Raw genomic sequence first — 14,668 nt, 5'->3', positions numbered from 1 at the left:
ATAAACGATTAACATTTTCACATAATTTTACAGATAGAATAATAAAAGTATTAATAAATTCTCAATAACACATTAATTTAATGTAAACAAAAATTCACTAATAAATGAACCAACAACTCCGTAATACACTGATATACATCATAACTATTTACTTTGGCACGTGATTTGAAAGTAGTAATATTGCAATTGAAAGATTGATAAAAAAAGTCAAATAATTAAAAATAATACAAAATGGTAACTTATATCGGTATCGTAACAGGTTTAGTAGTAATCACTTCATATTTCATGACAGTAAGAAGAGAAAGAAACTAATCTTAAAATAAAATAAGCCTATAGAAAATCTATACTAATTATATTGTTTTATGTTTTTAGTCTGAGAGATCGGATTGCTCTTTTACCATCGGGTAAAAGGGCCCAAAAACATAAACAGAAAGATCTTAGTTTCATAACAAATTTTAATATCCAAATGAGAAAAGCCGGTCGCAAGTCTGGCTTTTCTTTTTTTATTGAGTCTTTTCCCCACAGATCTCACAGATTGTTTTCTAATACCAGCATCCATTCATCATTTATAATTTATAATTCATGTTACGCTGGACCACATACTTATTATGATTCAGGATTTCTTCCGACATTTAATAAAGCTTTATCTTTGCTTATTCAATAATCCTTAAACGTCATTATGAATCTGTACAACCTCATTATTCAAGATAAAGAACAAGTTACCCTAAACGAAGTATTTCTAGGAAAAACCAACAGAGATGAGCTTGTACAGCTCATCAAGGAACATACCTATATTAAAGAACTACAGGAATACGGACTTCCGGTTAACAATAAAATCTTACTTCAGGGAAGTTCAGGGTGCGGGAAAACAATGACTGCAAAGGCTATCGCTAATGCCTTAGGGAAAAATATTATCATCCTGAATCTTAGCAATATTGTCTCCTCACGAATCGGAGAAACTTCTCAGAATATCAAAATGATATTTGATAAAGCAGCAAGGGAAAGATCAGTACTTTTTCTTGATGAACTGGATCAGATCGGGAAAGCAAGAGGCAGCGATGATAAAGATGTAGGCGAAATGAGAAGGCTGGTTAATACCTTGATTCAATTGATTGATTATTATCCTGAGAATGCCCTTTTAATCTGTGCTACCAACCACCCTGAGATCATTGATACAGCACTGTTAAGACGTTTTCAACTGAAGATTAATTATGAAATGCCTTCTGCCGAAGTTTTAGATGTGTTCTACGATCAGTTGCTGGCACAGTTTCCTGAGGAAATGAGAAAAGTTGAAAGACAGTATTCTATTTCTTTTGCTGAAGCGAAAGATTATGCCTTAACCGCTGTTAAAGCAGCTTTAATAAAAAAACTAGAAGCAAAAATAGTTGAGAATTGAGATCACTAAATTAATTGCCAAAATTATACGGATCCGTTTTCCTGGAAACGAATTTTTTCTTTGCTGAAAAATGTCAATTGAGTAAGTACTGAATTAAACCCATTTTGAATTTGAAAATTGATTAATTTTAAAACACTAGAATGAATACCAATGGACGATATTTTTTTACTCAATCAGCTAACCACATCATTTTTTAATTTGTTTACTAATACTAATGGAAAAAAGCCGGACTTTGAAAGTATTGATGATATTTGTTTAAATGAAACAATAATAATCAAAAAGGATAAAGGCAACGAAGAAATTTATACCCTTGACAGCTTTATTACTCCAAGAAAAAGAATTTTAACAGACGGAACACTTACTGAATTTGAGGAATATGAAGTCAATGGGGAAACAAAAATAGTTAACAATATTGCTCAACGTTTTTCTAAATACCAAAAGCGTGGATACCTTAATGGTAATTATTTTGAAGGAAATGGCACTAAATTTTTTCAGTATGTTAAGACTGCAAAAGGCTGGAAAATAAATTCAGTTATTTGGGAAGACGAAAATATTTAAACATCCATCATGAAAGAAGACATTCTCCACAATCTAACCATCATCAATAACCGGATAAAAACCGCCTGTAAACAATCCGGAAGAAACATTGATGAAGTTAAATTATTACTGGCTACCAAAACAGTTTCCGCAGAGCGTATCAAAATTGCTTTGGAAAACGGACAAACCTTAATTGCAGAAAACAAAGTCCAGGAATTGAAGGAAAAATATGAAAATCTGAAAGATATCCCTCATGACAATCACTTTATAGGACATCTTCAGACCAATAAAATCAAAGATATTCTAAAATATAATGTCACCTGTATTCAGTCTCTGGATCGTCTTGAACTGGCCGAAAAGCTACATCAGAGGCTTCTGGTGGAAAACAAAACGATGGATGTCTTTATTCAGGTAAATACCTCCAATGAAGAAAGCAAATTTGGAGTTGACCCTGCTGAAGCGATTGAGCTCACCAGAAAGATTTCTGAATTTTCTACTTTAAAAATAAAAGGCTTAATGACCATTGGTCTGTTCAGTGCAGAAACTGAAAAAGTAAGATCATGCTTTAAAATCCTCAAAAAACTCCAACAGGATATTATCCTTGAAAATATTCCCGGTGTGGAAATGAAAGAACTTTCCATGGGAATGAGCGGAGATCTGGAAACAGCTATTGAAGAAGGAGCCACCATTGTACGGGTGGGAACCGCTGTTTTTGGAGCCAGGATTTATCCGGACAGCTATTATTGGGATGAGGGTAAAGCGAATAAAAAAGCATAAAATCACATGTTTCCATTTACTTATACTTTTGAAAGAGAAATCATCGGAGATAAAACATCTGATCAGGTTATTTATGCAGTACACGATCTATTAAAAGAAAAAAACATTCAAAATATTCTTTGGGGGCCTGAGTCTATTTCTTTCAGTGAAGGTCTTTTCACAGAAAGATCCAACTGGCATTATTTATCTTTAATTGATAATGGGAAATTCACTTATCATGAAAACAACAAAACGCTTACTTACGAAGTAAAGCTATGGAAGTTAAACCTCTTTTCGCTTATTTTTTTCATTATTACCATGGCTAGTTTTAAAAATTTCTTCGGTAATCCGTTTCCTTTTTCAGCACTTTTGATCAATCATTTACTTTGCTATTTTGGAAACCGGGGATTGATAAAAAAAATTGTCCATAAGATTAACTATTTGTCCTAATTCTTTACGTTAAATTATTTATTCCCAGCCAATCAATGTGTTCAAAACCCTTTAAACAAAGGCTTTTTTAGTCTACAAATCCGGTATACTTTTTGCTGTAAATCTTTCATAACCAAATAAATGCATTTATGAATAAAAAATTACTATCGGTATGTCTGTTCATGACATTATTATTCTTTTTTTCATGTGAAAAAGAAAACACACAGATGAAAAGTGGAATTTCAATTGAAACCATTTCAATTATAACCTGCGTTACTATGGGCGTAGCCATTTTGCTTGCTTATAGCTTTAAAAGAAGGTAAAAAAACCGGAACTTAAACACTAAGACACCTCTCATTTTTGGGAGGTGATTTTTGTTTTAAAATAGTAATTAAATAACTGACATACGCTCCGCAAAGTCTCCTGACTTTGAGGTATAAAAAAAGTTCTGTAAAAACATCTAATTTAAAGCTCCATTAATTATATTTGATAAAAACCAAATATGAAAGAAGGATATGTTATCAGAGATCAGGACAGACCTCACTTTTTAACCTGTACTATTATTGAATGGATAGATATTTTTACCCGAAAAATATATCGAGATACCATTATAGAATGCTTTGAATTCTGTATCAAAAACAAAGGAATGATTCTGTATGGTTATGTCATTATGAGCAACCATATTCATTTTATTGTACAGTCAAGAGATGGAAAACTTTCAGATCTAATCAGAGATTTTAAAAAATTTACAGCGAAACAAATATTAGAAAAAATACAGACAGAATCGGAAAGCCGAAAAGATTGGATTCTGGAACGATTGGCTAAAGCTACTGAAACTCATTCAAGAAATAAAAATTTTCAGGTTTGGCAATATGGAAATCATTCTGAGGAAATTTTCAGTTTAAAGTTCCTCTGGGATAAATTAAACTATATACATCTGAACCCAGTTCGTGCCGGAATCGTATCAAAAGCAAATCATTACATTTATTCCTCAGCAACTAATTATTCTAATGGTTCAGGAATAATCAATTCAATTGAAATCGCAGAAAATCCAGTGATTAAAGGAAATGGAAATTCTGAATTTTGGAAATATAACAATTATGATGATGAATAATATACTCAAAGTCAGGAGACTTTGCGTAGCTGGCGATCAAATATCTAAGAAAATCCCTACTTTCATCATATTTTTTTATCTTTACTAATATATAATTTAAAGTTTTAAAAACCACAAATGGAACAAAAGATACATCAAGGAAGAAACGTTAAAAGATTCAGAGAAATGCTAGGCATAAAACAAGAAGCTTTAGCGCTGGATTTAGGTGATGACTGGAATCAGAAGAAAATCTCATTATTAGAACAAAAAGAAACCATTGAGAATCCACTACTTCAAAAGATCTCCGAGGTATTAAAAATTCCTGTGGAAGCATTTCAAAATTTTGATGAAGAACAGGCTATCAATATTATTGCAAGCAACTTCCATGATAACGCGACAGGTGTAATTGTCAATAATTACAATCCTATTGATAAAATCATCCAGCTTCACGAAGAAAAAATTGCTCTTTATGAAAGAATGCTGAAAGAAAAGGATGATATGATGACCAGGCTTGAAGAATTAATCAAAACGAAATAGAAAAATCATTGCATCTTTGAGATTGCTTCACTTTGCTCGCAATGACTATAAAAACAAAAATCCCTCTCATTACTGAAAGGGATTTTTTATAGTTAAAAAACTGAGATTACATATAAGCTTCAATCGGCTCACAAGTACATACTAAGTTTCTGTCTCCGTAAGCTTCATCTACTCTTGATACAGAAGCGAAGAATTTGTGGTCTCTTACCCACTCTAATGGATAAGCTGCCTTTTCTCTGCTGTATGGTTTATCCCAAGAATCAGAGATTACCAATTGTTCTGTGTGAGGAGCATTTTTCAATACATTGTTTGCAGCATCTGCTTCACCGTTGGCGATTTCATCAATTTCTTTTTTGATAGAGATTAATGCTTCTGCAAAACGGTCAATTTCAGACTTGCTTTCAGATTCTGTAGGCTCAATCATCAAGGTACCAGCAACCGGGAAAGAAACGGTAGGAGCATGGAATCCATAATCCATCAATCTCTTCGCCACATCCGCTACTTCAATTCCTAAAGATTTGAACTGACGGAAATCTACGATACATTCGTGAGCTACTCTTCCGTTTTCGTTTGAATATAAGATTGGGAAATGCTCTGCTAAAATTTCTTTCAGGTAGTTAGCATTCATGATTGCATGTCCTGTAGCCTTTTTAAGACCTTCAGTTCCTAACATTTTGATATAAGAATAAGAAATGTTAAGGATCAATCCTGAACCGTAAGGAGCAGCCGAAATACCTTCGATAGCTTCTTTAGAACCAATTCTGATATTTGCGTTAGAAGGAAGGAAAGGCACTAAGTGTTTAGCAACACAGATTGGACCTACTCCAGGACCTCCACCTCCGTGAGGAATGGCAAAAGTTTTATGAAGGTTAAGGTGGCAAACGTCAGCTCCGATGTTTCCAGGACTTGTAAATCCTACCTGAGCGTTCATGTTGGCACCATCCATATATACTTGTCCTCCATGCTCATGGATAAGGTTGGTAATTTCTTTAATGTTAGCATCAAAGAATCCATAAGTTGAAGGATAAGTAATCATTACAGCAGATAAGTTTGCTGAATGAAGTTCTGTTTTAGCTTTAAGATCTTCGAAGTCGATTTCCCCGTTTTCAAGGTTTTTCACAACAACGATTTTCATTCCTGCCATAGCCGCAGAAGCCGGGTTTGTTCCGTGTGCAGACTGAGGGATTAATACTACATTTCTGTGGTGGTCTCCTCTTGAAATGTGATATTCTCTGATCACCATTAATCCTGCATATTCTCCCTGAGCTCCAGAGTTTGGCTGAAGAGAAGTTCCTGCAAAACCTGTAATTTCTGCTAAGTCTTTCTCCAGTTCACGGATCATTTCCTGGTATCCTTCAGCTTGGTTCACTGGTACAAATGGGTGAACTGCACCCCAGTTTTCCCATGAAAGCGGTAACATTTGAGTCGCTGCATTCAGTTTCATGGTACAAGATCCTAAAGAAATCATTGAATGAGTCAATGATAAATCTTTTCTCTCAAGACGCTTGATGTAACGCATCAATTCTGTTTCCGTATGGTATTTGTTGAATACTGATTCCGTAAGAATTTCGTCTTTTCTTAAGTTTTCTTCAGGAATGCTGTATCCTTCTTTTATTTCTAATTTGAAAGTCTGCTTGTCTTTAAACTGAGCAAAAGAAGCCATCAGATAGTTTAATTTCTCTAATGTAGTACTTTCGTTGATCGCAATACTTACTACTCCTTCTGTGAAATAGTTAAGGTTTAATCTGTGATCAAGCATCAGTCTTACTAATCTTGCTTTCTCATCTTCAGCCATTGTCATTTTCACTGTATCGAAGATGGGCTCTTCTACTACCTGATATCCTAATGCCTTAAGACCGTTTTTCAAAGCGTTTGCCTTAAAGTGGATCTGATCTGCGATATAGTTTAATCCTTTCGGACCGTGATATACAGCATACATCCCTGCCATTACTGCCAAAAGAACCTGCGCTGTACAGATATTCGAAGTCGCTTTTTCTCTTTTGATATGCTGCTCTCTTGTCTGTAACGCCATTCTTAAAGCACGTCTTCCGTACATATCCTGGGAAACCCCAATGATTCTTCCCGGAATGTCTCTCTTATAATCTTCTTTACAAGCAAAGAAAGCGGCGTGAGGACCTCCGTATCCTAATGGAATACCGAATCTCTGTGTAGTTCCTACTGCACAGTCAGCACCCATTTCTGCCGGAGACTTTAGTTTTACCAAAGCCATCGGATCACAAGCAACTGCTACCTGAAGGTCAAGTTTTTTATATTCTACGATATCTTCTGTATAGTCTAAAACGATTCCGTTTTTACCAGGATATTGTAATAAAACTCCATAATAAGAACCATCAAACTGATGTGTTTTATGATCTCCTACTACCACTTCGATTTCTAATCCTTCAGCTTTTGTTTTTAATACAGAAACTGTTTGAGGAAGAACAAGATCAGAAATGAAGAATTTATTAGCACCTGCTTTTTTCTGGTCTTTAGATCTGTTGTTGAAGAACATATGCATTGCTTCAGCAGCAGCAGTAGATTCATCCAACAAAGATGCATTAGCTAATGCAAAACCTGTAAGATCGCATACTACAGTCTGGAAATTAAGAAGAGCTTCAAGTCTTCCCTGTGCAATTTCTGCCTGATATGGAGTATACGCTGTATACCAGCTAGGGTTTTCAAAAATATTTCTCTGGATTGCTGAAGGTAAAAGGGTGTTGTGGTATCCAAATCCGATATAACTTGTATAATCTGTATTTTTAGATGCCAATTCTTTTGAGTGGTTCAACATTTCGTATTCAGAAAGTGGTTCCGAGATCTCAAGATCTTTCTCTAAACGGATAGAAGAAGGGATGGTTTGAGAAATTAACTCTTCAATACTAGAAACGCCAAGTTTTTCCAACATCGCCTGTTTATCGGCTTCATTAAGGGAAATGTGACGGCTCACAAACTGTTCTGTATTCATTTTTATTTATTAGATTTTGTTTGTAAAAAGATTCGTAAAATTACAATTTTTTGGACGATTGTACAAGAGCATTTCCAGGGTGCTCATTCACAAAAATATTTGTGATTTTTATCACATTCTATTTTAAATAAACTTTTAACAGGGTTTACATAAATCCCAACAAGCACACTCCCTATTCTATGCATAATACACAATAATAACATCATTTTCCACACAATTAAACACTTTCCACTTTATTAAAAACAATGTGAATTTTTCAACAGTCTCTTTCTATTGATTAAGTCTACCTTCAAAATAATCCCTACAGCTTAATTGTATTCAAAGTATAAATTAGAGCATTATTTATGTGAATAAAAGAAGCTATCAGGTATAAAAAGTGAGACCCTGAATACCTTTGAAAGCAGGTTCCTTCTGCTATACATCAGGTTTTAAGAATTTTATGAAAATTTATTAATTATATTTATTCTAAATTAATATATTTGCAGCATGAATATGATTGTCCCATTTAAAGTTTCGCCTTTGGCACCTTACTCATTCAATAACGAAGAGATATTTTGTGAAAAGAAATCGTGTTGTAAAAAATTCAAGAAAGGGAAAAGATGTAAAAAATGCCCTGGAAGAAAGAAAATGGCATAAACTAGCTGAAGTTTCTGATCAGCATATAAACAGCAATTGCTAGGATAATAATTCCCCAAATCAGCATCATAATCTTAGGCTGACCCGATTTGTTCATTCTTGTTCTGGGTTGTGGCTTAAACATTTCTTCCACCGAGTTTTTGAACTTTTCAGAATCATTTTCAAAAACTTCCGTGATGGTAATTCCCTGAACAACCGTTTTATGCAAAAGAGAATTCGTTGCATGAAGCAAAAGCTGGAATTTTCCATCTTTAAATTCTGTGATCTTAAAGATCCTCTCTCCATACGGCTTTTCTAATCCGAAAGGCAATACCTTTACCACATCAGCATTGCTCGTCTGCCAGTTGATGATAATCTCCTCCCCTTTTTTCGCATGAATTTTATTCGCTGTAAAAGTTTTGATAGCAGGCGGAATATTATATCTGAAACTTCGCTGATGACTTTCTAAATTCTGGTCATAAGCACGTCTTCTGACAGGATCACTCAATGTCTCATAAGCCTCCTGAATTTCGCGGAACCGGTCTGCAAAAAAATCGTCATTGTCATTTTTATCGGGATGATATTTTAAAGACAGTTTTCGATACGCTTTTTTGACGTCTTCTTCCGAAGCATCCTGTGATATACCGAGAAAATAGTAGTAATCTTTCATTGAGAAATACAAAAATAAGGATTTATTTTTCTTTGTGTTTGATATTTATTACAAAAATTAGTTGAAAAACGGATGTAAAAGTCATTGCGAACCGAAGGTGAAGCAATCTCAATACAGCTCGTAATCTATGGGTTGAAAAACGCAAGGGCGCCAGGTTTTTTTTCAGCTACCTGAATATTTTTAAGACGCAAAGATTTTATCTCCGATAAAATTGTACTTTTCTAAAAGTTCACGGCTATTTCTACGGTGTACTTATCATTCTGAGTGAAGCAAGGCATCTCAATAAAAAATTTCGGCGCGGGAAGCAGAGCTTCCCGCGCCGGAATTAAACAATTTCAATTTAGTTCTTAGGATATTATGCTTCGCAGGTATTATCCTTTTTGCAACATCTTGAACTGAATTCTTTTTTAAATTTTCCTTTCAGTTCCTGATAGTCTTCGTCATTCATTTCTCTGATCTTATCTGCCAGTCCGAAAGGTGATTTTTCTTTGATTCCGTACTCATCAAAAATACCTTTGATGAATCTTTTTCTTTGGGCTGCTTTTTTGGCAATTAAGGCTACACCTACAACGGCTAATGCTCCAAGAGCTCCTTTTAATGCTGAATTTTTCATTTTTTCAAAATTTTAAATTTTACTACTTCTTGTTTTTTATAGAGACGAATGAATTCTAATTTTACTTTACTACTTCTTTAAAAATTTCAAATTATTCGTTGTTTCTGTTGAAGAATCCACCTGAGCATTTATTTCTCCATACTTCTTTGAATTTCTCTCTTTCCTCAGGCGACCAGCTTTCCATTTTTTCTCTCATTTTTCTTTCCTTAAAATCTCTCATTCCTTTACCGAAATGGAAACCACCGAAAAGAATTTTGCTTAGGATCAGTATCCCCATTGCCTGCCAGAAATTAATGGTTTTCACTCCTAAAATCTCCGGGAGAAGACAATTCCAAAGCAGCATTACAATCCATGTAACCGCGGCTAAAATTAATGGTGGACATAACAATAAAAAAATCCAGCCCTTTTTGTGTTTATGATTCATAATTTCTTTTTCTAACTTTTTAAATCTTCGTATAGCTTTCTCAGCCTGTTTCTCAAGTGCTTCACAGCATAGTTTTTTCTACTGATGATGGTTTTGATATTTTCTCCCTGTTCATCGGCAATCTCCTGGAGGGTTTTGTCGTTCAGTTCATTTTCTACGTAAACCAGCCTTTGTTTTTCAGGAAGTTCGTCAAGTGCTTCAAACAGTTTCTTCCAGATCTCATCCTGAAACATCTTCACTTCAGGGCCTGCGCTTTCATCCATCAAAAGAATATCCTTGATAGAAAAACTGCCGTCTTCATCTTCATAGACGAAATCTTCAAGATTTTCTGTTTTCTTTTTACGGTAACGGTCTGTAATTTTATTCGCTGTTACCCTGTACAACCACCCACCAACATTTACGATCTCCGAAATATTCGTAAGGCTACTGAACTGATACCACACTTCCTGCAGGATATCTTCCGCATCCTCCGTATTTTTCACTTTCGGACGAATATAAGACATCAGCTTCCCTCCGTAGCTCGAAACGGTCTGTGAGATGATACTTTCTTTATCCTTCTGTGGCATTGTTATTTTTTCGACAACCTCCATACTGATATGACGGCTATCCTTTTTGTTTTACTTTAATAAATTTAAAATATTTTTCTTACAATTCAAGTTTTCTTTTATTCATCAGCCTTTTCTCTTCTCAATTATTCCCGGATTACTCATTACTCATTACTCATTACTTATGTTTAAGGGAGCTTTTTCCCGCTATCCGCTCATACTCCTCACGCCATGCCATCCCACCAACCTTACCCTCCGACGCTCCTACTCATGTTCCGGGGTAACCGCTGCTATCGGGGCTAAGTTGATAATTGGTAATTGATAAATGATGAATGATAAAGCATATATAAAATGATTTTTGTGGGAGAGTCGCAAAGGCGCAAAGTTTTTATCATTATTATATTATATAGTTGTAAGACGCAAGAAAATCAAAGATTTTCGGCAAGTGAGATTTTTTTATTTTCTATTAAATAATTATTATCAGTATTTGCATAATTACTAAGAGGGATTATTGCCCAAACGGAGTCGGGATTCCTCGCTTCGCCCGCAATGACAAATGCGCCGTTAAAATATCCGTAAATCTTTAGAACTGTACAATTTTATCGGAGATAAAATCTTTGCGCCTTAAAGCATACCACTTGTAAAACCTTGGCGCTTTTCCAACTCCATTTATTAGACTTATACATTATATTGAGATTGCTTCGCTTTGCTCGCAATGACTTTGTCATAAAAAAACGGAAGGCTTTTGCCTTCCGTTTCCATTATTATAAAATTAATAGTTTATTTATTAAAGTTCTCTGCAAAGAATCCCAGCATCGACTTATAAAGCTCAATTCTGTTCTGCTCTTTTCCAAATCCGTGTCCTTCATCATATTTTACCAGATAAGGAACTTCAAAACCTTTGGCACGCATTGCTTTTACAATTTGATCAGATTCATTGATATTCACCCTTGGATCGTTAGCTCCCTGTACCACAAATAAAGGCTTCTTGATCTTATCAATCTGGAAAACAGGCGAAACTTCTTTAGCAATTTTAGCCTCTTCAGGGTTGTCAAGATCATACCAGATTTGTTTTACCATTTCTTTGTATGGTTTCCAGTATTCCGGGAAAGAAGCAAAGAAGGTAAAAATATTGGATACTCCTACATAATCTACTCCACAGGTATACAGATCCGGAGTTTTGATTAATCCCATTAAGGTTGCATATCCACCATGGCTTCCTCCGTAAATGGCTACTTTATCTTTATCTACCCATCCTTGTTCAATGGCATATTTTACTCCATCTTCCACATCATCCATTGCTTTTCTTCCAATCTGTTTGTAACCAGCTTTCTGGAATGATTTCCCATAGCCTCCGGAAATCCTGAAGTTGACCTGAAGTGTAGCATAGCCTCTGCTTGCAAACAACTGTGTTTCCGGGTTGAATCCCCATCGGTCTCTGATTCCCTGAGGGCCACCGTGAGGGTTAACGATTAAAGGAACTTTTTTCCCTTCCAATACGGCTTTAGGCAGTGTAATATATCCTCGGATAGTCAATCCGTCTCTGCTTTTAAATTCGATAGGTCTCATTTCAGCCATATCTTCTTCCTTCAGCTGAGGCATCAGGTTGTAAAGAAGCTTGGTCTGTTTGGTTTTTGTGTCATATTCGTAATAGGTTCCATACAGTTTATCACTTCCTACAACCACTAAAAGTTTATCATTATTATCATCAGAAGAAACGATTCCAAATTCCTTGTCTCCAAATTGAGATTTTAATTTGTCGTCTATTTCTTTATAAAATTTACTTACCGGAACTGTTTCTCCTTTGATTCCTTCATAGCTGATAAAATCCAGTTCATAGTTTCTGTTTTTACCGGCTGTACTTATTGAGCTTACATCATATACAGGATTGGAATAGATTTCTTTAATCACTGCATTTTTCTTTAGATCATACAATACGATTCTGGCTTTATCGCTATCCAGGTTCGTTACGACATAGGCTTCATCTTTATTTTTAGAATTTTCATTAAACTCAATAATTCCAAAGGTATCAGACCAGTCAGCAGATTTAATCAGATTGAATTTTCCTGTCTGCAAATCTTTATAATATGTCTTTGTAGTCAGTCCGTTTTCAAGAATGTTGTATCCTCTTAAAGTTCCGTCTTTATCAAAAATATAGCCGTCAATAGGACTGTTGACGTCTTTATTTTCATACAGCTGAGTTATTTCTCCGGTAACGAAATTGATTTTAAAAGGTTCAAAGATCTGCTTATTGTTTTTATTCATGGTAACCACAACAAAGTCTGTATCTTTTATAGGAATAATTGACTGTACTTTCGCTCCGTCAAATGGCGTTAAATCCTTCTGATTTCCTCCATCGATATCTGTGGCATACAAATGAATATTTTCATTCCCTCCTCTATCCTGAGTGTAGTAAAGACGTTGCTTGTTCAGCCAGCCATATCCTCTTACCAGGTCATCTTTTTCTACAATAGCTTTGGTAATTTTTCCTGTTTTCAGGTCTTTTACATAGACATGATTCTTTTTATCCTGATCTTTTTCTTTATAGGAAAGGTACTTCCCGTCAGGAGAGATTTTAAATGCTGAGGCTTTTGGTCTCGCAAAGTAGTCTTCCACTTTGTATTTAAAATTGCCTTTGTCATAAGAAATAAGTTTCTCAAGATTGGCTTTGGAAGATGGTAAAGTAGGATCTCCCGGCAGTGCGGCAGTAGAGCTCTGTGCATTGGTCATGATGGTAGATAGTACAATAAATGCTGTACCGAAAATGTTGTGATTTAGTTTCATAACTTCTGTTTTTAAGGTTAAAGTTATATAGGCACTTATTTTCAAAACAATAAAAAATAAATGCATTTATATAATAAGACACGCCATCCCTATAAAACGTTACACTATTTTAACAATTAATTTTAAAAAAACATCAATTATATGAAAAAGACAGCCTCAATGACTGTCTTTATTATTTAGTGTAAGTATATCCCGAAATACCATGTCCAGATGATTAAGATAATCTGCATGGGAATTCTTTGAGTATAAAGGTATTTCATTCCCGGGCCTGTGTAATCGGCTTTAAAAATATTAATCTTTTTCCTGGAAGAATTGATATTGGCCATAAAAACCAATACATAAAAAATGATCAGTAAAATAGCAGTGATTTCACGAATAGCCGGAATCATCAATCCAATTCCTGCTGCAATTTCCAGTACTCCTGTAAAATATACCCAAAACATTCTGGCAGGAATAACATCCGGAATCATCATCGCCATTCCTTTCTGAAATTTAAAATGGGAAAAACCTGTAAATATGATGAAAACAGCCATTCCAAGATTGCCTGAAAATATGAAATCTGGCTTTCCCTGAACCAAAAAAGTTCCCAGCAAAGCCAGAATAAATGTGATGAAAAGTATTACGAGTAGTTTCATTCTTTAGGGTATAGATGATGGGTTATAGGTAGTAGGTAGCAGGGATTGGGGATTAGGGATTAGTATTTAGGATCAAAACTCAACTTTAAACTTTAAACTTTAAACCTTGAACTTTGAATTTCATTATACTGAGCCAAGGCTAACGCCTTCTGCAAGGCTTTTTACAACCATTAATCCTTTTGTAAATCCTGTATTCATGTGGTCCTGCCATTGTTTTTCTACCTGAACTTCGGCATGAAGTTTTGTTTTTCCGCCAAAGTCGATCAGAAAGTATTTTTCAAAGCTTCCGTTCCATTCCATTACTTCTTTGCTTTGTGTATCCTCATTACCTTCTTTATCTACCATTCCCAGATGTTTAAAAACAATCTGATTAGGTTCATCCAGGCTGTCTATGGTTGAAACCATTCCTTCTCCATGAGCATTCAGAAAATAGGTTTTCCCTCCTACCTTCCAGTCTGATTTCATGACAGATCCTGCGCCGAAATATTTTGTCCATTCACTATAGGTTTCCGGATTCCAGAGGATGTCCCATACTTTTTGTAAAGGAGCATCAATTACTGTTTCGTATGATAAGGTTTCCATTTGTTTCATTTTTTTAGATTGGTCATTGCGAGCCAGGCGAAGCAATCTCAAAGCTCAATGATTTTTTCTTTCGATCTAACGAAATTA

General features: G+C 35.0%; 14 protein-coding genes. 6 read left to right on the top strand and 8 right to left on the bottom strand.

Features of this window, described 5'->3' with window-relative positions; all coding sequences use genetic code 11:
• The first annotated feature begins 679 nt into the window (after positions 1-679).
• From ACWPWS_RS02375 to ACWPWS_RS02350, 6 genes are all read left to right on the top strand, one after another.
• Positions 680-1,396: an AAA family ATPase gene (locus ACWPWS_RS02375; RefSeq protein ID WP_454045371.1), complete on the top strand. Its 717-nt coding sequence runs from the start codon at positions 680-682 to the stop codon at positions 1,394-1,396.
• A 150-nt stretch (positions 1,397-1,546) separates the two neighbouring features.
• Positions 1,547-1,954: a hypothetical protein gene (locus ACWPWS_RS02370; RefSeq protein WP_454045370.1), complete on the top strand. Its 408-nt coding sequence runs from the start codon at positions 1,547-1,549 to the stop codon at positions 1,952-1,954.
• A gap of 9 nt (positions 1,955-1,963) precedes the next feature.
• Complete coding sequence (locus ACWPWS_RS02365) at positions 1,964-2,710, top strand: YggS family pyridoxal phosphate-dependent enzyme (protein ID WP_454045369.1); 747 nt, start codon at positions 1,964-1,966, stop codon at positions 2,708-2,710.
• Between the two features lie 6 nt (positions 2,711-2,716).
• A complete protein-coding gene (locus ACWPWS_RS02360; RefSeq protein WP_454045368.1) occupies positions 2,717-3,139 on the top strand; it encodes a hypothetical protein in 423 nt (140 codons plus the stop codon).
• A gap of 481 nt (positions 3,140-3,620) precedes the next feature.
• Positions 3,621-4,232: an REP-associated tyrosine transposase gene (locus ACWPWS_RS02355; protein ID WP_454045367.1), complete on the top strand. Its 612-nt coding sequence runs from the start codon at positions 3,621-3,623 to the stop codon at positions 4,230-4,232.
• Between the two features lie 117 nt (positions 4,233-4,349).
• The gene (locus ACWPWS_RS02350) at positions 4,350-4,748 is read left to right on the top strand and encodes a helix-turn-helix domain-containing protein (protein WP_454045366.1); all 399 of its coding nucleotides are present in this window, start codon (positions 4,350-4,352) and stop codon (positions 4,746-4,748) included.
• Between the two features lie 106 nt (positions 4,749-4,854).
• Here ACWPWS_RS02350 and gcvP read toward each other — a convergent pair whose 3' ends face one another.
• The 8 genes from gcvP to ACWPWS_RS02310 form a co-directional block, all read right to left on the bottom strand.
• Positions 4,855-7,713: an aminomethyl-transferring glycine dehydrogenase gene (gene gcvP, locus ACWPWS_RS02345; RefSeq protein ID WP_454045365.1), complete on the bottom strand. Its 2,859-nt coding sequence runs from the start codon at positions 7,711-7,713 to the stop codon at positions 4,855-4,857.
• A 637-nt stretch (positions 7,714-8,350) separates the two neighbouring features.
• Positions 8,351-8,998, bottom strand: a complete 648-nt coding sequence (locus ACWPWS_RS02340; RefSeq protein WP_454045364.1) for a J domain-containing protein — start codon at positions 8,996-8,998, stop codon at positions 8,351-8,353.
• Between the two features lie 355 nt (positions 8,999-9,353).
• Positions 9,354-9,611, bottom strand: coding sequence for a hypothetical protein (locus tag ACWPWS_RS02335; protein ID WP_105681862.1), 258 nt, complete (start codon positions 9,609-9,611; stop codon positions 9,354-9,356).
• Positions 9,612-9,702: 91 nt separating this feature from the next.
• Positions 9,703-10,035, bottom strand: a complete 333-nt coding sequence (locus tag ACWPWS_RS02330; RefSeq protein WP_105681861.1) for a hypothetical protein — start codon at positions 10,033-10,035, stop codon at positions 9,703-9,705.
• 11 nt (positions 10,036-10,046) lie between these two features.
• Positions 10,047-10,601: an RNA polymerase sigma factor gene (locus ACWPWS_RS02325; protein WP_228421575.1), complete on the bottom strand. Its 555-nt coding sequence runs from the start codon at positions 10,599-10,601 to the stop codon at positions 10,047-10,049.
• Positions 10,602-11,360: 759 nt separating this feature from the next.
• Complete coding sequence (locus ACWPWS_RS02320) at positions 11,361-13,364, bottom strand: S9 family peptidase (protein WP_454045363.1); 2,004 nt, start codon at positions 13,362-13,364, stop codon at positions 11,361-11,363.
• 176 nt (positions 13,365-13,540) lie between these two features.
• Positions 13,541-13,999: a DoxX family protein gene (locus ACWPWS_RS02315; RefSeq protein ID WP_309513330.1), complete on the bottom strand. Its 459-nt coding sequence runs from the start codon at positions 13,997-13,999 to the stop codon at positions 13,541-13,543.
• A 123-nt stretch (positions 14,000-14,122) separates the two neighbouring features.
• Complete coding sequence (locus ACWPWS_RS02310) at positions 14,123-14,581, bottom strand: SRPBCC family protein (RefSeq protein WP_454045362.1); 459 nt, start codon at positions 14,579-14,581, stop codon at positions 14,123-14,125.
• Between the last annotated feature and the right edge of the window lie 87 nt (positions 14,582-14,668).

The sequence above is a fragment of the Chryseobacterium sp. Marseille-Q8038 genome (assembly GCF_965111995.1).
Note: the sequence above shows the minus strand (reverse complement) of the source record. Positions and strands in the feature narration are given on the sequence as shown.